Source organism: Pseudochrobactrum lubricantis, from assembly GCF_041929865.1.
Lineage (GTDB): Bacteria > Pseudomonadota > Alphaproteobacteria > Rhizobiales > Rhizobiaceae > Pseudochrobactrum > Pseudochrobactrum saccharolyticum.
Map to the genome: position 1 here is coordinate 81010 of NZ_JBHEEE010000008.1, position 22906 is coordinate 103915.

Below are 22906 nucleotides of genomic sequence, written 5' to 3' on the forward strand. Positions count from 1 at the left end.
CAAGTTGGTGGACTGAATGCGTGAATATTATTCGATTACGGAGCTGACGAGGGAGTTTGGGATTTCCACACGAACTCTGCGCTTTTATGAAGACGAGGGGTTAATTCATCCTCTGCGTCGTGGTCGGACACGTCTTTTCCGTCCTTCAGACCGGCATTTGCTTAAACAGATTATGCGTGGCAAACGGCTCGGCTTTTCGATTGCTGAAATTCACGAAATTATCCAGATGTATCGCGAACCGCCGGGTGAGGCCGGTCAGTTGCGCCTGCTCATCAAGCGCGTTGAAGAAAAGCGCGAGGATTTACGCCAGAAACGCCGCGATATTGATGAGACATTGAGTGAGTTGGATCAGGTTGAAGAAGCCTGCATCGGACGCATGGCCGAGCTGGGTGTGCGTACCTGACAGCGAATTTTATTGAGCGGAAGGGGCAGTCTATTCTTGTTGAATAGGCTGTCCTTCTTGCGTTTTGGCAACACATTGTGCGGAGAATGTGCTGAGTTTTTCACGCTCTTCATCTGTTGTGGTGCTGCTTTTCAAGAGGCTGGTCAGCTGGTTGCTCTGGATATTTTCCAGCATACAACCGCAATAGATCCGGCATAGCTGCGGATCGCTGTCGGCACTGCACTGGATTGTGCATTGCTGGACAAAATTGGCAGCCTGAATTGCCGGTGATGGCGGAAAGATTGCCGAAAATCCGTAGAGCAGGCCGATCAGAACCGGTTGATGCACCAGATAAAAGATCAGGCTGTGACGGCCGATAAAGATGAGCAGGCGTTCCAGCCATTGCGGTTTGATCCCGCCTTGGAGCAAGCGCAGCAAACCGGTTGACTGCATAATGCGCGCCGCTGCAATGCCGAGCAGCACTGCGCCAAACCATGGAAACAGCGGGACATAATCATTGGAAATCGGATTGACGGTCGAAAGGCCAACCCACCACAGCGCCGGATGGTCGAAAATTTCTGCGCGGAAATAAACCGGTGTGACTATGATTGCTGCGGCCAGTGCAATGGTGATCCATACGGGTATACGAAGAAATAGCAGGCCGAGCAGGCTTGCCAGTGCGATCTGATGCAGAATGCCGAAGAAGATAAAGCCCTGCGGCATGAAAAACCATGTCAGCAGGCTGATTGCGGCAGCGGCAATAACCACTTGTGTCAGACGTTTGAAAAATGGCTGCCAGCGAATGGCGCGGCCATGGGCAAGCACCAGACTGAAGCCGACCAGAAACAGAAAGCTGGAAGCAATGCAGCGGGCAAAAATCCGCCACCAGCCTTGACTGGCGCTGCCCTGCACCAGATAGCCGAAAAATTCCAGATCCCAGCCGAAATGATAGATCGCCATGGCAATCAGTGCCAGCCCGCGGGCAATATCCAGTCGTCCGAGACGTGAACCGGATTTCATCGGTGTTTCAGCGTTAAGGGCAGTGCTGGCCGGATTCATTGCAGACTTTCAGCTGATGCGTTTGTACGGATTTGATTGCCTATAGCTATAATGAGTTCATGCCGGTGACAAGCTGACAGATGACCGGAGATTTGTCGTGATTTGGCGGTCAGACTGGCGCGGTAACAGAGGGTAACGAGCTTTAATGTGTGGTTATTACATGCAGTTCAGACAGAATTTGGCCGAAATGGTAAATATGACAAGATGAAGTTTTGCAATTAAACTATTGAATTTAAATGATAATTTCTATCATGGTAAATTTGCATAGCTGCTATGTCATGGTTTCGTCGCAATTGCAGATTGCTTGTGAACCGGCTTTGGATTATAAATAAAGGACAGGCATAGCAATGAGTGCGGTGCATGTTCTCATGAATGAAATACCGGAAACGAGTAAAATATTCCATGGATGAAACAGTTCAGAAGTCCTGCTGGGGTGTAACCCTTTGGGCAGTTATTGGATTGGCCGCTGTAATTTTGTTGACCTATTTGTTCTCCGTGTAATTACGGATATTCAAAAGAAATTTCAGAGCGTTCAGATCACCGGTGCTTACAAAGCCCGGTGATTTTTTATTGTGCTACCGGATTTGCTAGAGCGGTTTACGTCCAGATTGGATCACAGTGCTCGCTCTAGATTCTTTAATTTGCCGCATTATCACGGACGTCAAGTTGATCCAACTTGACTGTGAAATGCTCTAGAGCCTGCTTTTTCAAAGGGCGATATTTCAAACATTGTCGCTTTCTTGCTGTTTTTTGGTGCAATCCGCGCATGTTGCCACCATATTAAATGAGACACTTATCTGATCCGGTTTTACAGAACCGCATAACGGGTTATATAGGGCTTGAGATGAGGGAGTTTGCGGGCGGTGATTTGCCTGCACTTTTAGAGCGGTTTACGTCCAGATTGGATCATAGCGCTCGCTCTGGATTCTTTGCTTTGTTGCATATTCGCGGACGCTAAATGAGTCCATTTAACTGCGATATGCTCTGGAAATGAAAGAACGGTATCTTCTATGTTCCTGTCAGTTTTTGATCTGTTTAAAATTGGCATCGGGCCGTCCAGCTCCCATACAATGGGGCCGATGACGGCAGGGCATCAGTTTCTGAAAGAGCTGAAAGACGGCGAGTGGCCACGTCCGCATAATGCGAAAGTGACACGTATCAAGGCCTATCTGCATGGTTCGCTGGCTTTTACCGGTATCGGCCATGCGACGGATCGGGCGGTTATTCTCGGCCTTTGCGGGTTTTTGCCGGCCAATATTGATCCGGATAAAATGGACGATCTGCTGGCCAAGGTGAATGAAGAGCACAAAATTCGCCCGGGCGGTCATCCCGCCTATGATTTTGACCCCAAAGCCGATCTGGTAATGGATCGTAAAGTGGCTTTGCCGGGACATGCCAATGGTCTGGCTTTTGAAGCGCTGGATCGTGACGATCGTGTTTTGCTGCGCCGCGTTTATTATTCGATCGGCGGCGGTTTTATCGTCACTGAAGAAGAGCTGAATGCAACGCGTGTGAGCGGCGGCAAAAAACAGGTTGACGATAATGTGCCTTATCCTTTCTCCACAGCGAAAGAGATGCTGCAAATGTCGGCGGCAAGCGGCCTTTCCATTGCGGAAATGAAACGCGCCAATGAAGAAACCCGCATGAGCCGTGAAGAGCTGGATGCGGGACTGGATAAAATCTGGGATGCTATGCGCAGTTGTATTGAGCGCGGACTGACACAGGAAGGCATTATGCCGGGCGGGTTGAAGGTGCGCCGCCGTGCCAAGCAGCTGCATGACCGGCTCAATGAAGAATGGCGCCAGAACCGTCATAATCCGCTGCTCGCTAATGACTGGCTGTCCGTCTATGCAATGGCGGTGAATGAGGAAAACGCTGCCGGTGGCCGCGTTGTTACCGCACCGACCAATGGTGCAGCTGGTGTCGTGCCTGCCGTCATGCGCTATTACCTGCATTTCCATGATGATGCTGACCAGAAGGGCATTCGTGACTTTCTGCTGACCTCTTCAGCCGTTGGCGGTATTATCAAACATAATGCGTCGATTTCCGGTGCTGAAGTTGGTTGTCAGGGTGAGGTCGGCTCGGCTTCGGCTATGGCCGCAGCGGGGCTTGCCGCTGTGCTGGGCGGAACACCGGAGCAGATCGAGAATGCGGCAGAGATTGCACTTGAGCATCATCTTGGCATGACCTGCGATCCGATTGCCGGACTGGTGCAGGTGCCTTGCATCGAGCGCAATGCGCTGGGTGCGGTGAAGGCTGTAACCGGTGCATCATTGGCCGTGAAGGGCGATGGTGCGCATTTCGTGCCGCTGGATGCTTGTATCGAAACCATGCGCCAGACCGGCGTGGATATGAATGAGCGCTATAAGGAAACCAGTCTCGGCGGGCTTGCCGTGAATGTGGTTGAGTGCTGATTTCAGCTTTATAGAATGCAAAAAAACTCCGCATGATGAATGCGGAGTTTTTTATTTATATCAATAAGATATGATAATATTTTATTCTTTTGAAAGAGGTTTATTCAGTCGCTCAGAAATCCGTGCTTTGTTGATGGCAATTGCTGCTTCATCCGGCTGCCAGTCAGCGCACCAGTGTTGCGGAATGCCTTCAATAAGATGTGCTGTTGACTGATAAGACGGCTGATAACCGCGGCGCAGCATTTCATCAATCAATGCCTGTTGCCGTTGCACGAGAAAGCCCAGACGCGGATAGAAAAATCGCACATGGCCTTTGCCCAAAGTATAGCTGCGCGGATTGCGCGGATCATCCGGCTTCTCTCCGCGCTCAATGGCTGCGCGGGCAAGGGTGAAAATCCGCGGCAGTTCCCGATATTCAGCTACCAGATGCGGGCCCGTCAGCTCCTGTGGTGGTATGCAATTGATACGGGTCATCAGAGTGCGGCGGCTTTGCTGTTCAATTTGGCCGCGAGAGCAACTGCCCCTGTCAGAGCATCGGCTTCTGGTGTACGCAGGCGCGGCTGATAGCGTGCAGACAAACGAGGGCCGTAAAGCGCCCCGAGACCGCCAATCAGAGACAGAACCGGCTGATCATCACTCATGGATACGTCGAGAGCGGCTTCAATCGTCTCGACCGACTGTTTGAGAATTTTTTCTGCCAGCGGGTCATTTTGCGCAGCATATTCAAAAACCATCGGCGCAAAACGACCAAAATCATTCGGGCGTGCATCATGCGCGAAGCGCACAATGGCATGCGGCTCATTGTCAAAATGATCAAGCAGCGCATTGCTGAGCGGTGTGCGCTGATAAATACCGTCATAGGCCAGCAGGGATTCTTCCAGAAGTTTCTGACCAAGGCGTGCTCCGCCGCCCAGATCGCTGACTTTGAAACCCCAGCCACCTTTCATGGTGACAGTATGATTGTGGCGGGAAATATAAACAGAGCCGGTGCCGAGGATAACCACAACGCCGTCCTGATCGCCGATAGCGCCCTGTAACGCGATAATACCGTCGGAGACCACGCTGCTTCTGGCAAAGGGCAGGGCTTGCTGCAATTGTTCGGCAACGCCGGAAACATTGGCACCCGCCAATCCAAGACAGGCGGTAATGCGGCTATAGGATTTTACCGGCAATTCGGCAGCAAGCAGTGCAGCATCGGTAGCCGCAAGAATATTCACCACGGATATATCCATATCGGTCATGATATTGGCAGGGCCTGCCTGACCGGTACCTAAGACTTTACTTGTTGTATCTGCAATTGCTGCACGGCATCCGGTGCCGCCACCGTCTATGCCAAGAATATAATCCGCCACATTATGCTCCCGATTCTCTGCCCGTTTCTGATACGGGTTTTATTGCAGGTAACACAAATTGCCAATTCCGAGAATATTTTCATTTAAACCGTTTTAAATTATCCGCAAGGCCAGTTAATTGCCCGCCAAATGCTTTTGCGAGTCGCATCACTCAGCTTTCACTCCGGTTACGTGAATTGGTATTCAAGGATGGTCTTTTATGATGATCCATATGGTCGAAAAAAATAGAACCAATATTGCTGTTTGAATAAGACGACTGCCCGAGAATGCAAGTAATGGTGATAAAATCTTTGCTTTTGCTGGACAGGAAAAGATATTTACGCATTACTCTGTGTGAGGACAGACGGGAGAAGAGGTCTTAAGGGAGCTGTGAGTGCCGGACGGGGTATTTGAGGAATATACCGCAACCTGCATCATAAAAATTCCCGAAGTTTTTCTTTCTGCAATCAATGGTTCTGTTCTGAGGCTGAGGGACATGATTTTTTGTCCGTATGCCGGAATTGGCAGCTGATAATGAATAACCGGTGCAGCTTTTTGCAACGGTAAATCTGAAAGTGACTATCCGGAAAATCGGAAGTGCTCTGAGAACAGAAACAAACATATTTCAATGACGCCTCTGAATGAGTGCGCGCGGGGAGAGTAAAATGAACTTTAAAAACTTCAGTTCCGCTTTGCTGGCATCAAGTGTTCTTGGTGCTTCCGTATTGGGTGCTGTATCGGCCGCTTCGGCGCAGGATGTAACACTGACCATTGAAAGCTGGCGTAATGACGATCTGCCGATCTGGCAGGAAAAGCTCATTCCGGCTTTTGAAGCAGCTAATCCGGGTATTAAAGTTACCTTCAATCCTTCTACACCAACCGAATATGATGCGGCGCTGGGTGCCAAGCTTGATGCCGGTACTGCCGGTGACATCATTACCTGCCGTCCGTTCGACAAGTCACTGGCGCTTTATGAAAAAGGCCAGCTGTCTTCGCTCAACGATCTCGATGGTATGAAGAATTTCAGCGATGTGGCAAAATCCGCATGGCAGACCGATGACGGCAAGACATCTTTCTGCGTGCCGGTTGCCTCGGTTATTCATGGCTTCATCTATAACAAAGATGCCTTTGAAAAAGTAGGCGTCAGCGTTCCTAAGACTGAAGAAGAATTCTTCGCAGCGCTCGACAAGATCAAAGCTGACGGCAACTATATTCCGATGGCTATGGGCACCAAAGATCTCTGGGAAGCCGCAACGATGGGCTATCAGAATATCGGCCCGACATATTGGAAGGGTGAGGAAGGCCGTAAGGCTCTGATCGCCGGTACACAGAAGCTGACCGATGCAGACTGGGTTGATCCTTATAAGACCCTCGCAAAATGGAAAGATTATCTGGGCGACGGTTTTGAAGCACAGACCTATCCGGACAGCCAGAACCTGTTCACCCTCGGCCGCGCCGCAATCTATCCGACCGGTTCATGGGAAATCAGCGTTTTCAACCCGCAGGTTGATTTCAAAATGGGCGCGTTTCCGCCTCCGGTTCGTAAAGACGGCGACACCTGCTATATCTCCGATCACAACGATCTGGGTATCGGCATGAATGCCAAGACCAAAAATCCGGAAGCTGCAGCCAAGTTCCTGAACTGGGTGGCATCGGATGAATTCGCAACCATTTATGCGAATGCGCTGCCGGGCTTCTTCAGTCTGTCTTCCAATGAAATCAAACTGGAAGACCCGCTGGCTGCGGAAATGGTTGGCTGGCGTAAGGATTGTAAATCGACCATCCGTTCGACCTATCAGATCCTCTCACGCGGTACACCAAATCTGGAAAACGAAACCTGGATTGAATCCGCCAATGTTATCAATGGTACAGTGACACCTGAACAGGCCGGCGAAAAGCTGCAAAAAGGCCTCGACAGCTGGTACAAGCCTGCGAAGTAACATGAATTGAAGCCATTCGCCGCAACCCGTGCCACTGTCTGATGAATATGTGGTGCGGGGGCAGGCGGGTGGCTTTTTGCCGTGTTATTATTGTTACCTGTTTTTTATGCATGTTCCGGCACAAGACAAAAGTCGCTCTGCCGGAAATGCCCTGTTTGAAAGCTTACGACCGGTATGGCGCGAAATTCGACAAGCAAACCGCCTTTCCGCTGGCATATAGCGGTTTTTCTGGCACCGGCGGTGCTGGTTTATACGGCTATTATGATCCTGCCGCTTTTCGGAACCATGCAATTGTCGCTGTTCCGCGTCGAAAATCAGGAAAGCTTTTTTGTCGGTCTGGATAATTTCCGCACATTGCTCGGTGATGAGCGCTGGTCGGCGAGTTTCTGGAACGCGCTGGGCAATAATATGTGGTTCTTTATCATCCATATGGTGGTGCAGAACCCGATCGGTATTTTGCTTGCCGCATTGCTCAGCCATCCGAAATTGCGCTTTGCCGCTTTCTACCGCTCGGCGATTTTCATTCCGACCATTCTGTCCTTTGTGATTGTCGGTTTCGTGTGGAAGCTGATCCTGTCACCGCTTTGGGGCGTGGCGCCGAATATGCTGGATCTGGTTGGGCTGAAGAGCCTGTTCGCACCATGGCTCGGCCAGAAAGAATATGCGCTGACAGCACTTGGCCTGATTTCGGTCTGGCAGTTTATCGGTATTCCTATGATGCTGATCTATGCGGCTCTGCTGTCTATTCCTGACGAGATTATTGAAGCTGCGGAATGCGACGGGATTACCGGCGCATCACAGTTCTGGAAGATTAAGTTGCCGCTGATCCTGCCATCCATCGGGATTATCTCCATTCTGACCTTTGTCGGTAATTTCAATGCGTTCGATCTGATCTATTCGGCGCAGGGTGCACTGGCAGGGCCTAATTATTCCACCGATATTCTCGGCACATTCATGTTCCGCACCTTCTTCGGTTTCCAGCTTCAGGTTGGCGACAAGAATATGGGTGCAACGATCGCCTCGCTGATGTTCTTCATCATTCTGATCGGCGTCTGTGTCTATCTGTTCGGTATTCAGCGACGTCTGCGTCGCTACCAGTTCTGAGGATATTAATATGAGCCGCGCAACACAGTCTCCGGTACGCAGTATCGCCGCCCATGCGATCCTTATCCTCTATACGCTGATCGCCCTGTTTCCGGTGGTGATTATCATCATCAACTCCTTCAAGACCAAGGCGGCAATCTTTCGCTCGCCTTTGTCACTGCCGAATTCGGAAACATTCAGTCTGATCGGTTATCAAACCGTCACGTCACAGGGGAATTTCTTCCTCTATTTTCAGAATAGTATGATTGTCACTGTTGTGGCGATTGCGCTGGTGCTGATTTTCGGGGCAATGGCCGCCTTCGCACTGTCGGAATATCGCTTTCGCGGCAATACGCTGATGGGGCTATATCTGGCGCTGGGTATTATGATCCCGATCCGCCTTGGCACAGTTTCCATTCTGGAGCTGATGGTGGCCAGTGGTCTGGTGAATACGCTGACATCGCTGATCCTTGTTTATACAGCGCAGGGTCTGCCGCTGGCGATTTTCATCCTGTCTGAATTTATGGGGCAGGTGTCGAAAGACCTCAAAGATGCCGGCCGTATGGATGGTCTGAGTGAATATCGTATTTTCTTCCGCCTCGTGCTGCCGCTGGTGCGTCCGGCTATGGCAACAGTTGCGGTGTTTACGATGATCCCGATCTGGAATGATCTCTGGTTCCCGCTGATCCTTGCGCCGTCTGAGGAAACCAAAACCGTTACGCTGGGCGCACAGATGTTTATCGGGCAATATGTAACCAACTGGAATGCGGTTCTGGCCGCGCTGTCGCTGGCAATCCTGCCGGTACTGATCCTGTATTTCATATTCTCCCGTCAGTTAATTCGCGGCATTACCGCAGGAGCAGTCAAATGAGTGAAGTCGGGGCAAAAAAACTGCGCGTAATGGTCGCCGGTCTGGGGAATATGGGCTTAAGCCACGCGCTGGCCTATCATAAAAATCCGGGCTTCGAGATTGTCGGTCTGGTCAATCGCTCAAGCGTTAATCTGCCGGAGGAACTGCGCTCCTATCCGCTGCTGACCTCCTATGAAGAGGCATTGCAGCAGCTGAAGCCTGATCTGGTTTGTGTTGCAACCTATTCGGACAGCCATGCGGACTATGCGATTATGGCAATGGAAGCAGGTAGCGACGTTTTCGTTGAAAAGCCATTGGCGACAACCGTGGCGGATGCGGAACGTGTGGTGGCAAAAGCCAAGGAAACAGGCCGTCAGCTGGTGATCGGCTATATTCTGCGCCATCATCCGTCATGGGTACGCCTGATTGAAGAAGCGCGCAATCTCGGCGGGCCATATGTTTTCCGTATGAATTTGAACCAGCAGTCCAGCGGTGCCCATTGGCAGACGCATAAACAGCTGATGAAAACCACATCGCCGATTGTCGATTGCGGTGTGCATTATCTGGATGTGATGTGCCAGATCACCGATGCCAAGGCTATAGAAGTGCGCGGCATGGGCGTGCGTCTGAGCGATGAAGTTGCGGAAGGCATGTATAATTACGGCCATTTGCAGGTGTTATTCGCCGATGGATCGGTCGGCTGGTATGAAGCAGGCTGGGGGCCGATGATGTCGGAAACAGCTTTCTTCGTGAAAGATGTGATCTCGCCTAAGGGCTGTGTTTCCATCGTGATGGAAGAGGGCGCAAGCTCTGCTGATATCAATACCCACACCAAAACCTCTGTGATCCGCGTGCATCAGGCTGAAACTGATGCAGAGGGCAAGTTCAAAAGGCAGGACGAGCTTTTATCTATGCAGGGTGAGCCGGATCATCAGGAATTGTGCGATCGTGAACAGGCTTTCATGCTGAAAGCGATCACTGAGAATATTGACCTGACCCGCCATATGGATGATGCGGTGCAGTCTTTGCGTATTTGTCTTGCCGCGGATGAAAGCGTGCGCAGCGGTCTGGCTGTGAAATTATAAAACAGCCTGCGATTTGCATTGCGTAGCTTTGGCCTTGAAAACATTCTGACAGGAAAACGACTTTGGGAACTCTGAAACTCAATAATATCCGTAAATCATATGGTCAGGTCGATATTATCAAAGGTATCGATCTGGATGTGCGGGACGGGGAACTGGTCGTTTTCGTCGGGCCGTCCGGCTGCGGAAAATCCACACTGCTGCGTATTATTGCGGGGCTGGAGGATGCCAATTCCGGTGAAGTGCGTATTGACGATCAGGTGGTCAATCAGACGCCGCCTGCCAAGCGCGGTATTGCCATGGTGTTTCAGAGCTATGCGCTCTATCCGCATTTGACGGTTGAAGCCAATATGGGGCTTGGTCTTAAACAGGCTGGCAAACCGGCAGCTGAAATCAATGAGCGGGTTACGCAGGCTTCCGGCATGTTGTCGCTTGAGAGCTATTTGCAGCGCCGTCCGGCCGAACTTTCCGGTGGTCAGCGTCAGCGTGTGGCGATTGGCCGTGCGCTGGTACGTGAGCCGAAATTGTTTCTGTTCGATGAGCCGCTTTCCAATCTTGATGCAGCATTGCGTGTGAATACGCGTCTGGAAATCGCCAAGCTGCATCGCCAGCTGTCTGCAACCATGATTTATGTGACTCATGATCAGGTGGAAGCGATGACACTGGCAGACCGGATTGTTGTGCTGAATGCAGGGCGGATTGAGCAGGTCGGTGCGCCGATGGATCTCTATAATGCACCGGATAATGAATTCGTCGCCGGATTTATCGGTTCTCCGAAAATGAATTTTGTTGATGCCGCTGCGCTGAATGACGGGCAGGCAAAGCGCATCGGTATTCGGCCGGAACATATTACGCTGGACAGCAATTCAGGTCAGTGGAAAGGCTCTGTCGTTCACGTTGAACAACTCGGTGCTGATACCAATGTCTATCTGGATACGGAGACTGCAGGGCTGCTGACAGTGCGTATTTTCGGCCAGTATCGTGTGGAGCCGGGAACTGTGATTTATGCGACGCCGGAGAGCGATAAAATCCATCGCTTTGACGGCGAGGGGCGTGCGATCCGCTAAGCGCCGCGATTCTTGAAATAAGCGTAAAATCCTTGCGGATTTTCCGGTTGCCCTTCTGTATTGCCCAATATTACGGGCAATTATGGATGTAATTATCAGCTTTAAAGCGTGTTTATTGAAGTGTGAAACTTTAAAACACGCTTTTCGCGATATGAATTTGACCTTACGTCCAAAATTAACCAACATGCTGCCGTATTTGCCGTTATCCTGCGGCACATCTTGAATCAGGAAAATTGAACCATGTTGAAAAAGATTGCTATTGCCGCAACCGCAGCGACCTTTCTGGCCGGTTGTACAACAGATCCTTATACAGGCGAACAGAAGATCTCCAACACCGCCGGCGGTGCAGGTATCGGTGCTGCTGTCGGCGCGCTGGGCGGTCTGATGGTCGGCGGCTCGAGCACTGCGCAGCGTAATGCTGTTCTGATCGGTGCCGGTCTTGGCGCGCTGGGTGGCGGTGCAATCGGTAACTATATGGATCGTCAGGAAAATGAACTGCGTGCTCAGCTGCAGGGAACCGGCGTTTCGGTTACCCGTAACGGTGATCGCATCATTCTGAACATGCCTTCCAGCATTACCTTTAACACCGATCAGGATGTTGTAATGCCGCAATTCTATTCGACACTGTCTTCAGTGGCGATTGTTCTGCGTAAATTCGACAAGACACTGGTTGATATTAAAGGTCATACGGATTCAACCGGTTCTGCTTCACATAACCAGAATCTGTCGCAGCGCCGCGCTATGTCCGTTGGTAATTATCTGAGTGGTCAGGGCATCGATGGCCGTCGTTTTGCGATTATGGGCTTTGGCTCAACCCAGCCGGTTGCTTCCAATGCAACACCGGATGGCCGTGCGCAGAACCGTCGCGTGGAAATCGAGATTTCTCCGCTCAAAGGCGTGTAAGGCTTTTAAAGCTGTTTCAAAGAGCCGCTCCGGTCATACCGGGGCGGTTTTTTATTGCCTGCCGGAAGGGGGCTAAGTCTGTGCCGCTACGACAATATGATCGAATCGACGTTTGGCTAAATTCGTTCCCGTCTTGTTTTAATTTTCGAAATCTTTTTTAGTGTTGCATTATTTATAAATTAGAACATCAGAAGAACAAAATGTTATATTGATTTAAAATCAATGACTTAATCCTATTGCAGATTGAGAACAAATAGGATACATATTATCCATAAAGTTTCATTCTGCGGACTTCAAGTGACGCAAAGGGATAGTGTAAAATGTCTCAGAATTCATTACGACTTGTTGAGGATAAATCAGTGGACAAATCAAAGGCTCTGGACGCGGCACTGTCACAGATTGAGCGCTCATTCGGTAAGGGCTCGATCATGCGCCTTGGGCAAAATGACAAGATAGTGGAAATTGAAACTGTCCCGACCGGTTCGCTGTCTTTGGATATTGCGCTTGGCGTTGGTGGTTTGCCGAAAGGGCGTATTGTTGAAATTTACGGGCCTGAAAGCTCGGGTAAAACAACAATGGCGCTGCACACCATTGCCGAAGCGCAGAAAAAAGGCGGTATCTGTGCGTTCGTGGATGCTGAACATGCACTTGATCCGGTTTATGCCCGCAAGCTCGGTGTTGATCTGGAAAATCTCTTGATCTCGCAGCCGGATACCGGTGAACAGGCGCTGGAAATTACTGACACGCTGGTGCGTTCCGGTGCGATTGATGTGCTGGTTGTGGATTCCGTTGCAGCTTTGACACCGCGTGCGGAAATTGAAGGCGAGATGGGCGATTCTCTTCCGGGTCTTCAGGCACGTCTGATGAGCCAGGCATTGCGCAAGCTGACAGCTTCGATTTCCAAATCCAATACGATGGTGATTTTCATCAACCAGATCCGTATGAAAATTGGCGTGATGTTCGGTTCGCCTGAAACCACGACCGGTGGTAATGCGCTTAAATTCTATGCTTCGGTTCGACTGGATATTCGTCGTATTGGTTCGATTAAAGAACGCGATGAAATCGTAGGCAATCAGACCCGCGTTAAGGTAGTCAAAAACAAGCTGGCTCCTCCGTTCAAGCAGGTTGAGTTCGACATCATGTATGGTGCTGGTGTCTCCAAGACCGGTGAGTTGATCGATCTTGGTGTAAAAGCCGGTATTGTTGAAAAATCCGGTTCATGGTTCTCCTATAATTCGCAGCGTCTTGGTCAGGGACGCGATAATGCGAAAAACTTCCTGAAGGAAAATCCGGAAGTGGCCAATGAGATTGAGTTGACCCTGCGTCAGAATGCCGGTCTGATTGCGGAGCAGATGCTGGACGGCGGACCTGAAGGCGATGATGCGCCGGATGCCGCTGAAGCGTAATTTATTGCGCTCAGATCATTGATAAGATCGCAATACCCCGCATTACATGCCGTGATGCGGGGTATTTTGTTGCTGCGGCACTTCTATGCATGCAGATATATGGGCGGATATCTGGACACTGCATGATCATCTGTTTAAAAGCAGGCAGTAACAATAACGGATATGGTTACATGCTGAAGGCGATCGGGTAATTATCTGGCCGGATCAAGCTGTTGCGCAAACCGGATCCCATACTTATTTGAGATATGACAGGCCGTGTTACTACGGTTTAAATCGGGCAGAACCCAAAGGTGAATAATGAGCGGCGTTAACGAGATCAGGTCAACATTCCTCGATTATTTTCGTAAGAATGGCCATGAAGCGGTGGCGTCGAGCCCGCTTGTGCCACGCAATGACCCGACTTTGATGTTCACCAATGCCGGTATGGTTCAGTTCAAGAACGTCTTTACCGGTCTTGAAACACGCCCTTACAGCCGTGCTGCAACTGCGCAGAAATGCGTGCGCGCCGGTGGTAAACATAATGATCTGGATAATGTCGGCTATACTGCACGCCACCACACATTCTTTGAAATGCTGGGGAATTTCTCCTTCGGCGATTATTTCAAAGAAGAGGCAATTACCTTTGCATGGAATTTGCTCACCAAAGAATTTGGTCTGAACAAAGATAAGCTGCTTGTTACCGTTTATCATACGGATGACGATGCTGCGAATTACTGGAAAAAGATTGCCGGTCTGTCGGATGATCGTATCATTCGTATCGCTACCAATGACAATTTCTGGTCGATGGGTGATACCGGCCCTTGCGGCCCTTGCTCGGAAATCTTCTTCGATCACGGCGACCATATCTGGGGTGGCCCTCCGGGATCAGCAGATGAAGACGGTGACCGTTTTATCGAGATCTGGAATCTCGTTTTCATGCAGTTCGAGCAGATTACAAAAGAAGAGCGCATTGATTTGCCGCGTCCGTCGATTGATACGGGTATGGGACTGGAGCGTGTTGCTGCCGTCTTGCAGGGCGTTCACGACAATTATGATATTGATCTGTTCAAAGCACTGATCCGTGCTTCGGAAGAAGCAACCGGCGTTAAAGCTGAAGGCGGACAGCGCGCCAGCCATCGCGTAATCGCCGATCATCTGCGTTCTGCCAGCTTCCTGATTGCCGATGGTGTTTTGCCGTCGAATGAAGGTCGTGGCTATGTGCTGCGCCGTATTATGCGTCGTGCCATGCGTCATGCGCAGTTGCTTGGTGCACGCGACCCGCTGATGTATCGTCTGCTGCCGACACTGGTTCGCGAAATGGGGCAGGCTTATCCGGAGCTGGTGCGTGCAGAAGCTCTGATTTCTGAAACGCTGAAGCTTGAAGAAACCCGTTTCCGTAAAACACTGGAACGCGGCCTTGGTCTCTTAAGCGATGCAACAGAGAATATGAGCGAAGGTCAGAGCCTTGATGGTGAGACTGCGTTCAAACTCTATGACACTTATGGTTTCCCGCTTGACCTGACGCAGGATGCCCTGCGCCAACGCGGCATTACTGTTGATACCGATGGTTTCAGCGCGGCTATGGAACGCCAGAAGGCTGAAGCCCGTGCCAATTGGTCAGGCTCCGGTGACGCAGCAACGGAAAAAGTCTGGTACTCTGTACGCGATAAAGTCGGCGCAACAGAGTTCCTCGGTTACGATACCGAAAAGGCTGAGGGCGTTGTAACCGCTCTGGTTCGTGATGGTCAGATCATCGATAAATCAGCGCAGGGTGAAACTGTCAGCATTATCGTCAACCAGACACCATTCTATGCGGAATCCGGTGGTCAGCAGGGCGATGCCGGTTTCATCTATGGCGATGGTTTTGTCATTGAAGTGACCGATACGGTGAAAAAAGCTGACGGTGTTTTTGTCCATCAGGCAATAATCCGTGAGGGTAAGCTCGCAGCCGGTGATGCCGTTGAGCTGGTGGTTGAACATGACCGCCGCAGCCGCATGCGCTCCAATCACTCGGCAACCCATCTGCTGCACGAAGCTCTGCGCGAAACGCTTGGCGATCACGTGGCGCAGAAAGGCTCTCTCGTTGCTCCTGAACGCCTGCGTTTTGACTTCTCGCATCCGAAACCGATCAGCGAAGAAGAGCTGCGCAAGGTTGAGAGCATTGCCAATGAGATCATTCTGCAGAACTCACCGGTAACGACACGCCTGATGGCCGTGGATGATGCAATCGAAGCCGGTGCGATGGCACTGTTCGGTGAGAAATACGGCGATGAAGTCCGCGTGGTTTCCATGGGTACTGCGACGCAGGGCGAAAAAGCCGGTAAAACCTATTCTCTGGAACTGTGCGGTGGTACGCATGTCCGCCAGACCGGTGATATTGGTCTGGTACGCATCGTATCGGAAGGCGCGGTTGCAGCCGGTGTTCGCCGTATGGAAGCGTTGACCGGTGAAGCCGCACGTCTTTATCTGGAAGAGCAGGATGACCGTGTTAAAGCGATTGCATCTGCTCTGAAGACCACACCGTCTGAAGCGCTTGATCGCGTGAACAGTCTGATTGATGAACGCCGTAAACTGGAAAAAGAGCTGACGGAAGCCCGTAAGAAACTGGCTCTCAGCGGCGGTTCTTCCAAATCGGACAATGAAGCGAAGACCATTAATGGTGTTCACTTCATGGGACGCAGTGTGACCGGCGTTGCACCGAAAGACCTGAAGCCATTGGCGGATGAAGGTAAAAAAGCACTCGGCTCCGGCATTGTTGCTTTCATCGGTGTGAGCGAAGACGGTAAGGCCAGTGCAGTTGTTGCTGTAACGGATGATCTGACATCCCGCTTTAGTGCCGTTGATCTGGTGCGTGTTGCGTCGGCAGCGCTTGGCGGTCAGGGCGGCGGCGGCCGTGCAGATATGGCGCAAGCTGGTGGCCCGGATGGTGGCAAGGCTGATGAAGCACTGGCTGCCCTTGCTAAAGCCATTGAAGGCTGAACTTTGATAAAATGCTGAGATAAGAAAGCCGCCGGAATTTTCCGGCGGCTTTTTGTTTATAAAAATGCTTTGAGATGCCGGAGGGGCATGTTTCTCAAAGAATGCAGACTGGAATAAAGGGTGGAGATAATGAGCAAGACTATTTTGATTACAGGTGCAAGCCGTGGTATCGGGCGGGCGGCAGCAATTTTATGCGGTGAAAGAGGCTGGTCGGTTGGGATTAATTATGCCGGAAATCGCGAAGCTGCAGAGCTGACTGCAGAGTATGTGCGCAAAGCAGGCGGACAAGCGATCACCTTACAGGGCGATGTCGCTGTTGAAGCCGATGTCATCGCCATGTTTGACGAGACTGAAAAGCAGTTTGGTCAGCTGGATGGCGTTGTGGTCAATGCCGGTATTGTTGCGCCGTCACAGCAATTGGCTGATATGAGTGCGGAACGGCTGAAACGCATGTTCGACGTGAATGTGCTGGGTGCCTATCTCTGCGCACGTGAAAGTGCACGACACCTGTCTGTTGAACGGGGCGGCAAGGGCGGTTCGATTGTTCTGGTGTCATCCGTTGCTTCGCGGATTGGCTCGCCGTTTGAATATATTGACTATGCCGGTTCAAAAGCTGCCGTGGATACATTGGCGCTCGGCCTGTCAAAAGAATTGGGTGCCCAGAAGGTGCGCGTCAATGCTGTGCGCCCGGGTTTGGTGAATACGGATATCCATGCCAGCGGCGGGCAGCCGGACAGAGCACACAGGCTGGGTGTGAATACGCCAATGGGGCGGCCGGGTGAAGCCGTTGAAATTGCCGAAGCAATTGTCTGGCTGTTGAGTGATGCTTCATCTTATACATCCGGTGCGCTGCTGGATGTATCCGGTGGTCGTTGAAGCATAATGCCCCAAGTCGCGCTGTTTTAAGCAGAGGTGAAAATGTGAGGCGTACGCAGCATTGCGCGAAAATCTGAGTCAAAATAAAGGCGCTGTGTTTGATGCACAGCGCCTTTACAATTTTAGAGCATATTACTTTAAACCTGGATCAGTTCACGGTAACATTATGCTCTGATTTTAAAGTGTTAGAGCGAGTTTGTGTGCCAAGTCCGGCACACGGCGCTCTACTGAAATTTATTTGCTGTAGATGAAGTCCGGCAGGTTCAGCAGCAGTTTTTTCAATTCCGGTTCATCAACACGCGCTGCAGCTTCTTCAGGGCTGACCCATTCACTGATACGCTGACCGCGCTCCGGCCAGTTCTTCGCCATGCGTTCAAATTCAACGGCATAGACATTAACTGTAAAGCTTGGAATGGCTTCGGCAGGCAGATCATATTTCATATAATCAAACTGACCAACAGGATCAGGATTAACAGAGCCGCGAATTCCCGCTTCCTCAAAAGCTTCACGCAGTGCCATGTCATGCAATGTCTTGCCGGCTTTCGGCCAGCCTTTTGGTGTAATCCAGCGACCGGTGCCGCGACTTGTAATCAACAGAATTTCAGGAGAGGGGCCGGGATTTCGATAGACCAATGCCGCAACCTGCAGAAGGCGTCCTGCAGCTGTTAAAATCCGTTTATCTGTCGCGACAATTCCGCTTCCCTGTATATTCACTGAGTTTACTTACCTTTTTATATATTTTGTTGGCCATTTTGAATATATGGCATTTATTCATATACTTATTCTGAGATGCATATTGTTTATGCAAATCATTATCCTCATCAATATGGTTTTAAATTGTCTGAGGTGTGATCGTCTTAAGAATAAGGCGAATTATATTTGTTAAGTTCCGGCGCTTTATCTGTCAGGATATCATGTTGACCACCCATTCCGGTCAGTATGATCTGGCAGCGCTTATTTTTTGTAGTTTATGCAGATAAAAATTTAGCACAGCTGCCGGTTTTATCAGTTGCTCGGAGCCGGCATTGCAGTGTCGCCATCAGAAAAATCTGACGGCGACACAAATCATTTAACCACGATGGCCTTTGGCAATCGGTTCCTGATAGGTGAAACCCATATCCCAAGGGAAATAAATCCATGTGTCCTGCGAGACTTCGGTGACGAATGTATCAATCAGCGGGCGTCCCTGCGGCTTGGCATAAACAGTCGCAAAATGTGCTTTTGGCATCATATCGCGTACAATTTTTGCGGTCTTGCCGGTGTCGGTGAGGTCATCAATGACCAGAACGCCTTCGCCGCCATTTTCCAGCAGTTTTTCACCGATGGATTTGATAACGCGCAATTCACCCTGTTCACTGTAATCATGATAGGAGGCAATGCATACGGTCTCGATCATGCGGATGCCAAGCTCACGGCAGATAATGGCTGCCGGTACCAGACCGCCGCGGGTGATGGCGACAATTGCGTGCCAGTCTTTACCCTGTCCGGAAATACGCCATGCGAGTGCGCGGGCATCGCGATGAAATTGGTCCCAGGAAACCGGGAAAGCTTTATCAGGCAAGGACATCGAAATGCTCCGTTTATAAAATAGTCTGACAGATCCGCTGTCTCAGATGAAAGTTGCGGTGGCTCTGTACTGTTGTTTCGTTTCAGTATGATTCAAACCGGCAGAGAGTTTGAAAACAGTAAAATATCCGCCGGGAACCGGATTCATTACATCCGCTTCTTATCAGAAATAATGACGGTATTCCGGCAGAGTACAAGACCCTAAATTCGGCACATCATTGCAGATTTACCGTTTTCAGGTGATTTACCGTGATAAACGAAAAAGCGCTTTTCTGGCAATATTAACTTTGCCACAACCGCAGATAAATCTGCAGTTGTGTGTGATTTTCACTTGTTTTCGTTTTTTTTCGTTTCTGGCGCCGGATATAGAGCACTTCTGCGCTGGAGCATATCGCGGAAAAGTGGTTACCGGTTTTCCGATAGTGACATGCGTAAAAACAAAGAGATAGAGCGAGCGCAGTGAATGCAATTCAACGCAACACGCTCTAGAGCGGTTTACGTCCATGCTGGATCGCAATACTCGCTCTAGATTCTTTAGTTTGTCGCATTATCCTACGCAAAACCGCTTCGCACTTTTGCCGGAAATGCTCTGGAAACAAGGATCAGCGTGAAAACAGTGTCAGACAGGGCATGTTCGCCAAAAATGAGCGTGTGACACCGCCAAAGATCAGCTCTTTCAAGCGCGACTGGCTGTAAGCCCCCATAATCAGCACATCAATTTCATTGGCTTCGACATAGGCGCGCAGGCGATCCTGAACGGTTTGCCCTTCGGAAGGGATCAGATCAATTCTGGCTGAGATATCGTGGCGCTGATAGGCCTGCTGCAATCTGACCGCGATTTCCGGTGCTTCGCGCGGCGCGTCAGGGTCGCGGTGCGGGGCAGGGATAACCGTTGTTGCCGCTTCTTCACTCTCGGGTTTTGGCGCATTGACCCAGACAATGCGCACGGTTGCGCAATGGCGTGCCAGCGGCAAAGCATCGAAAGCAGCGCTGGACGCTTCATATTTTCCGTTAAAAGCGATAGCGAGCTGGCGGATGCTGCGGGGCGGATGGAAATTATACGGCACAATAAGTGTCGGGGTTTTGGTATTATATACGAGCTGATCCAGAGGGGTGATCTGTGTGTCCGGATCATCCGGATCGGCCTGTCCGGCAAGGATGAGATCTGCAGCCATGCCGAATTCATTGATGGTCTGGCTCGCATTGTCGCTTTCGGAGCGGACGATCAGGAATTCAGACGTTGTGGCATAGCGGGCAATCTGTTCCTGAAAGAGGTGGGCAACAGCCTCGGCATTTTTCTGATGATGCCGAAGATGCCCTTCATAAAAACTGGCATCTATAAAGCCGCTTGCATCAGAATAAATAACCGGTGTCGGAATAACATAGAGCCCGGTTACATGCATGGGCTCCCCGTCTTGCGCGAGCAGCGCAAGAGCCCTGTATATTCTCTGCAATTCCTGTGTGCTGCGGATATAGGCGATGACGGTACGATAGGACATGGATAACACTCCGTATTCGTTACGCGTGAAAGCTGCGCAAATTCAGATGATTTTATTTCTCGGCATCAATCCCCCTTTTATAGCGGGGGATCAGTCATAATCTGCTGTCCGTTTCCTCAATAATACCTGACATGTATTATAACGTATTTTATGGCGGTGATAAACGCAAATGCTTGCAATTATTGCTGAATATCTGCCAGCATTTTCTCAACGGCTGCGGCTGCTGCGGCGAGTTTTTCCTCATCGCGTGCACGCACAACCAGCTCTGTCGAAAACTTGCCGTTCTCGAATTTCGGATAAGAGCCGATGATTGTTTCAGGATGGGTTTCCTGAACTTCACGCAGGGGAATGCCGATCACACCCTCGCCAAACGGGCAGATAATTGTGCGGGAATGAAAACGGCTGCCGGTACGCAAAGTCGGCAGAATATTCTCGACCATTGCCTGAAAAACGGAAGGCACACCGGCCATCACATAGACATTCGCAATAATGAAGCCGGGGGCAACAGAAACCGGATTGTCAATATGCTGTGCGCCTTGCGGCATACGCGCCATGCGCTGGCGCGACGGCGTGAATTCCATGTCTCTGGATTTATAATGAGCAGCCAGCAAGGCCATGGCTTTTTCATCATAAATACAAGGCAGGCTGAAAGCGGCAGATACGGCATCCGCAGTGATATCGTCATGGGTCGGGCCGATACCGCCGGACGTAAACAGATAATCATATGCTTCGCTCAGCTCAAGCACGGCTTTAACAATGGCCGGCTGATCGTCGGCGACAATACGAACTTCGGTCAGGTCGATACCGGCATCATAAAGGCGGTCGGCCATATAGCCGATATTTTTATCTTTGGTGCGGCCGGAGAGCAGTTCGTCGCCGATTGCCAGCATTGCCGCACGGATAATCACGGGTTGTTTATTCGTCATGGGAGACTCCATTCACAACCAGAACATGACCGGACAGGGCACCGATCGTCAAGTGATGCTGATGTGCTGATTTGCGATCCGCATTGTTTCATAAAGCGGAAGCATTGCTGTGTTAACAGCCGGTTATTGTCCTGAATGTTGAACAGTGCGTCCTGTAAGTCGCGACTGGTGCATTTCAATTTCTGTATTAAATAGGATGCATGGATATCAATGTGGTTGTCGGTTTTGTCTCAGAACAGCATCGGCAGACCTGATTAAAACGGAGAATTTTCGAATATGGCTAAGGTTCTGGTACTTTATTATTCCGCTTATGGTCACATGGAACAGATGGCGAAAGCCGCTGCAGAAGGTGCGCGCGAAGCCGGTGCTCAGGTGGATATTAAACGCGTTGCAGAACTGGTGCCTGCTGAAGTTGCCAAGGCTTCCGGCTTCAAGCTGAATCAGGAAGCAGAAGTTGCAACACCTGCAGATCTCGAAAATTACGATGCGATCATCGTTGGCGTTTCTTCGCGCTTTGGCACCATGTCCTCGCAGATGAAAAACTTCTTTGACCAGACCGGCGGTTTGTGGGCCAAAGGCGCATTGGTGAACAAAATCGGTTCCGTTATGGCTTCGTCTGCAACACAGCATGGCGGTCAGGAACTGGCGCTGATCTCCACCCAGTGGCAGCTGCAGCATCACGGTATGATCATTGTTCCGCTGTCTTATGCCTATCAGGGTCAGCTCGGTAATGATGTTGTTCGCGGTGGTGCACCTTATGGTATGACAACCACTGCCGATGGTGACGGCTCCCGTCAGCCTTCAGAGCAGGAGCTCGAAGGTGCACGTTTCCAGGGCAAGCGCGTTGCAGAAATCGCCGCTAAAGTTCACGGCTGATTTATAGAGCAGGGCAGGAATGTCCTCGCGGATAATTTGAAAAAAGCGGCTCCGGCCGCTTTTTTTATTGTGCGCTCACGGCCGGAAACTTGCATGAAAAATGACCGGCAAACAGGTGAATCCTGGCCTGTCAGCGACAGAATCCCTTAGCAGTCTGTAGATTCGCAATGCCGGCATTTCGTGCCTTGGATCGTGTGAAATTAGGAACCTCTTGGTGCTAGAGAGGGCAAAATGCCGGTTTTCAGGGGTTATTTCTGTGTTTAACCCTGCTTTTGCGGGGTCGAAAAGGAAAACTCTGCTTGGTTCAGCTGTTTCTTTGAATAAACTTCGCCAATCCGGCTGAGTCGTAACCAGCGGAAAAAAACACGAAAGGAATTACCTCATGAACAAGAATGAACTGGTTGCTGCCGTTGCAGAAAAATCAGGTCTCACCAAGACCGATGCTGCTTCAGCCGTTGACGCTGTGCTTGAATCCGTCACCGGTGCATTGAAGGACGGCGGCGAAGTTCGTCTGCCAGGTTTTGGTATTTTCTCCGTCTCCCATCGCGCAGCTTCCACAGGCCGTAATCCTTCGACCGGCAAGGAAGTTGAAATTGCTGCGCGCAACGTACCAAAATTCTCGGCTGGTAAAGGCCTGAAAGACGCTGTTAACAGCTAATCAGTCTGTGACGAGGGCAGGGGAAATTCA

20 protein-coding genes are annotated in these 22906 nt (G+C 50.6%); 13 read left to right on the plus strand and 7 right to left on the minus strand.

The genetic code is table 11. From position 1 onward, the window contains the following. The first annotated feature begins 16 nt into the window (after positions 1-16). Entirely contained in the window at positions 17-403 is a 387-nt protein-coding gene (locus JNC80_RS15900; protein ID WP_022711931.1) for a MerR family transcriptional regulator, read from the plus strand. 30 nt (positions 404-433) lie between these two features. Here the strand turns inward: JNC80_RS15900 and JNC80_RS15905 are convergent, their stop codons facing one another. Continuing rightward, entirely contained in the window at positions 434-1441 is a 1008-nt protein-coding gene (locus tag JNC80_RS15905) for an acetyltransferase domain-containing protein (RefSeq protein ID WP_376710850.1), read from the minus strand. 1010 nt (positions 1442-2451) lie between these two features. Between JNC80_RS15905 and JNC80_RS15910 the strand changes: the two genes are divergently transcribed. Beyond that, a complete protein-coding gene (locus JNC80_RS15910) occupies positions 2452-3855 on the plus strand; it encodes an L-serine ammonia-lyase (protein WP_376710851.1) in 1404 nt (467 codons plus the stop codon). Between the two features lie 81 nt (positions 3856-3936). Here the strand turns inward: JNC80_RS15910 and JNC80_RS15915 are convergent, their stop codons facing one another. Then, on the minus strand, positions 3937-4329 hold the full coding sequence (locus JNC80_RS15915; protein ID WP_376710852.1) for a pyrimidine dimer DNA glycosylase/endonuclease V: 393 nt from the start codon (positions 4327-4329) through the stop codon (positions 3937-3939). Beyond that, entirely contained in the window at positions 4329-5207 is an 879-nt protein-coding gene (locus JNC80_RS15920) for a glucosamine kinase nucleotide-binding domain-containing protein (RefSeq protein ID WP_376710853.1), read from the minus strand. The genes JNC80_RS15915 and JNC80_RS15920 overlap by 1 nt, the downstream gene beginning before the upstream one ends. 644 nt (positions 5208-5851) lie before the next feature. On the opposite strand from JNC80_RS15920, the gene JNC80_RS15925 reads away from it, so the two are divergent. The 9 genes from JNC80_RS15925 (at position 5852) to JNC80_RS15965 (ending at position 17351) form a co-directional block, all read left to right on the plus strand. Next, complete coding sequence (locus JNC80_RS15925) at positions 5852-7126, plus strand: ABC transporter substrate-binding protein (protein WP_121993202.1); 1275 nt, start codon at positions 5852-5854, stop codon at positions 7124-7126. Positions 7127-7300: 174 nt separating this feature from the next. Then, complete coding sequence (locus JNC80_RS15930) at positions 7301-8230, plus strand: carbohydrate ABC transporter permease (RefSeq protein WP_022711922.1); 930 nt, start codon at positions 7301-7303, stop codon at positions 8228-8230. A gap of 10 nt (positions 8231-8240) precedes the next feature. Next, positions 8241-9080 (plus strand): carbohydrate ABC transporter permease, encoded by an 840-nt coding sequence (locus JNC80_RS15935; RefSeq protein WP_022711921.1) that lies wholly within the window; start codon positions 8241-8243, stop codon positions 9078-9080. Continuing rightward, positions 9077-10144 carry a Gfo/Idh/MocA family protein gene (locus tag JNC80_RS15940; protein WP_376710854.1) on the plus strand — a complete coding sequence of 356 codons (1068 nt, stop codon included), beginning with the start codon at positions 9077-9079 and terminating at the stop codon, positions 10142-10144. The genes JNC80_RS15935 and JNC80_RS15940 overlap by 4 nt, the downstream gene beginning before the upstream one ends. 62 nt (positions 10145-10206) lie before the next feature. Beyond that, complete coding sequence (locus tag JNC80_RS15945; RefSeq protein WP_376710855.1) at positions 10207-11208, plus strand: ABC transporter ATP-binding protein; 1002 nt, start codon at positions 10207-10209, stop codon at positions 11206-11208. Between the two features lie 240 nt (positions 11209-11448). Next, positions 11449-12111: a YiaD family glycine zipper/OmpA-like lipoprotein gene (locus JNC80_RS15950; protein ID WP_075654967.1), complete on the plus strand. Its 663-nt coding sequence runs from the start codon at positions 11449-11451 to the stop codon at positions 12109-12111. 320 nt (positions 12112-12431) lie between these two features. Then, on the plus strand, positions 12432-13517 hold the full coding sequence (recA, locus tag JNC80_RS15955; protein ID WP_121993172.1) for a recombinase RecA: 1086 nt from the start codon (positions 12432-12434) through the stop codon (positions 13515-13517). 297 nt (positions 13518-13814) lie between these two features. After that, positions 13815-16475: an alanine--tRNA ligase gene (alaS, locus tag JNC80_RS15960; RefSeq protein ID WP_376710856.1), complete on the plus strand. Its 2661-nt coding sequence runs from the start codon at positions 13815-13817 to the stop codon at positions 16473-16475. Positions 16476-16604: 129 nt separating this feature from the next. Beyond that, the gene (locus tag JNC80_RS15965; protein WP_376710857.1) at positions 16605-17351 is read left to right on the plus strand and encodes an SDR family oxidoreductase; all 747 of its coding nucleotides are present in this window, start codon (positions 16605-16607) and stop codon (positions 17349-17351) included. A gap of 234 nt (positions 17352-17585) precedes the next feature. Here the strand turns inward: JNC80_RS15965 and JNC80_RS15970 are convergent, their stop codons facing one another. The 4 genes from JNC80_RS15970 to JNC80_RS15985 all read right to left on the minus strand — a co-directional run bounded on the left by JNC80_RS15970 (position 17586) and on the right by JNC80_RS15985 (position 21342). Continuing rightward, the gene (locus tag JNC80_RS15970) at positions 17586-18065 is read right to left on the minus strand and encodes an NUDIX hydrolase (protein WP_022711914.1); all 480 of its coding nucleotides are present in this window, start codon (positions 18063-18065) and stop codon (positions 17586-17588) included. A 355-nt stretch (positions 18066-18420) separates the two neighbouring features. Continuing rightward, positions 18421-18918: a xanthine phosphoribosyltransferase gene (gene gpt / locus JNC80_RS15975; RefSeq protein WP_022711913.1), complete on the minus strand. Its 498-nt coding sequence runs from the start codon at positions 18916-18918 to the stop codon at positions 18421-18423. Between the two features lie 601 nt (positions 18919-19519). Then, a complete protein-coding gene (locus tag JNC80_RS15980; RefSeq protein WP_151159107.1) occupies positions 19520-20416 on the minus strand; it encodes a universal stress protein in 897 nt (298 codons plus the stop codon). 179 nt (positions 20417-20595) lie between these two features. Continuing rightward, positions 20596-21342: a competence/damage-inducible protein A gene (locus JNC80_RS15985; RefSeq protein ID WP_022711911.1), complete on the minus strand. Its 747-nt coding sequence runs from the start codon at positions 21340-21342 to the stop codon at positions 20596-20598. Positions 21343-21618: 276 nt separating this feature from the next. Between JNC80_RS15985 and wrbA the strand changes: the two genes are divergently transcribed. Together wrbA and JNC80_RS15995 are read left to right on the plus strand one after the other, a co-directional pair. Next, positions 21619-22218 carry an NAD(P)H:quinone oxidoreductase type IV gene (wrbA, locus tag JNC80_RS15990; RefSeq protein ID WP_376710858.1) on the plus strand — a complete coding sequence of 200 codons (600 nt, stop codon included), beginning with the start codon at positions 21619-21621 and terminating at the stop codon, positions 22216-22218. Between the two features lie 382 nt (positions 22219-22600). Next, positions 22601-22876 carry an HU family DNA-binding protein gene (locus JNC80_RS15995; RefSeq protein ID WP_022711909.1) on the plus strand — a complete coding sequence of 92 codons (276 nt, stop codon included), beginning with the start codon at positions 22601-22603 and terminating at the stop codon, positions 22874-22876. Positions 22877-22906: the final 30 nt, after the last annotated feature.

Coding starts and splice junctions, on each gene's coding strand:
- wrbA (WP_376710858.1), top strand. CDS start 21,619: ATGGCTAAGGTTCTGGTACTTTATTATTCCGCTTATGGTCACATGGAA.
- JNC80_RS15965 (WP_376710857.1), top strand. CDS start 16,605: ATGAGCAAGACTATTTTGATTACAGGTGCAAGCCGTGGTATCGGGCGG.
- JNC80_RS15915 (WP_376710852.1), bottom strand. CDS start 4,329: ATGACCCGTATCAATTGCATACCACCACAGGAGCTGACGGGCCCGCAT.
- JNC80_RS15925 (WP_121993202.1), top strand. CDS start 5,852: ATGAACTTTAAAAACTTCAGTTCCGCTTTGCTGGCATCAAGTGTTCTT.
- gpt (WP_022711913.1), bottom strand. CDS start 18,918: ATGTCCTTGCCTGATAAAGCTTTCCCGGTTTCCTGGGACCAATTTCAT.
- JNC80_RS15995 (WP_022711909.1), top strand. CDS start 22,601: ATGAACAAGAATGAACTGGTTGCTGCCGTTGCAGAAAAATCAGGTCTC.
- JNC80_RS15985 (WP_022711911.1), bottom strand. CDS start 21,342: ATGACGAATAAACAACCCGTGATTATCCGTGCGGCAATGCTGGCAATC.
- JNC80_RS15905 (WP_376710850.1), bottom strand. CDS start 1,441: ATGAATCCGGCCAGCACTGCCCTTAACGCTGAAACACCGATGAAATCC.
- JNC80_RS15950 (WP_075654967.1), top strand. CDS start 11,449: ATGTTGAAAAAGATTGCTATTGCCGCAACCGCAGCGACCTTTCTGGCC.
- recA (WP_121993172.1), top strand. CDS start 12,432: ATGTCTCAGAATTCATTACGACTTGTTGAGGATAAATCAGTGGACAAA.
- JNC80_RS15930 (WP_022711922.1), top strand. CDS start 7,301: ATGGCGCGAAATTCGACAAGCAAACCGCCTTTCCGCTGGCATATAGCG.
- JNC80_RS15940 (WP_376710854.1), top strand. CDS start 9,077: ATGAGTGAAGTCGGGGCAAAAAAACTGCGCGTAATGGTCGCCGGTCTG.
- JNC80_RS15980 (WP_151159107.1), bottom strand. CDS start 20,416: ATGTCCTATCGTACCGTCATCGCCTATATCCGCAGCACACAGGAATTG.
- JNC80_RS15910 (WP_376710851.1), top strand. CDS start 2,452: ATGTTCCTGTCAGTTTTTGATCTGTTTAAAATTGGCATCGGGCCGTCC.
- JNC80_RS15900 (WP_022711931.1), top strand. CDS start 17: ATGCGTGAATATTATTCGATTACGGAGCTGACGAGGGAGTTTGGGATT.
- JNC80_RS15935 (WP_022711921.1), top strand. CDS start 8,241: ATGAGCCGCGCAACACAGTCTCCGGTACGCAGTATCGCCGCCCATGCG.
- alaS (WP_376710856.1), top strand. CDS start 13,815: ATGAGCGGCGTTAACGAGATCAGGTCAACATTCCTCGATTATTTTCGT.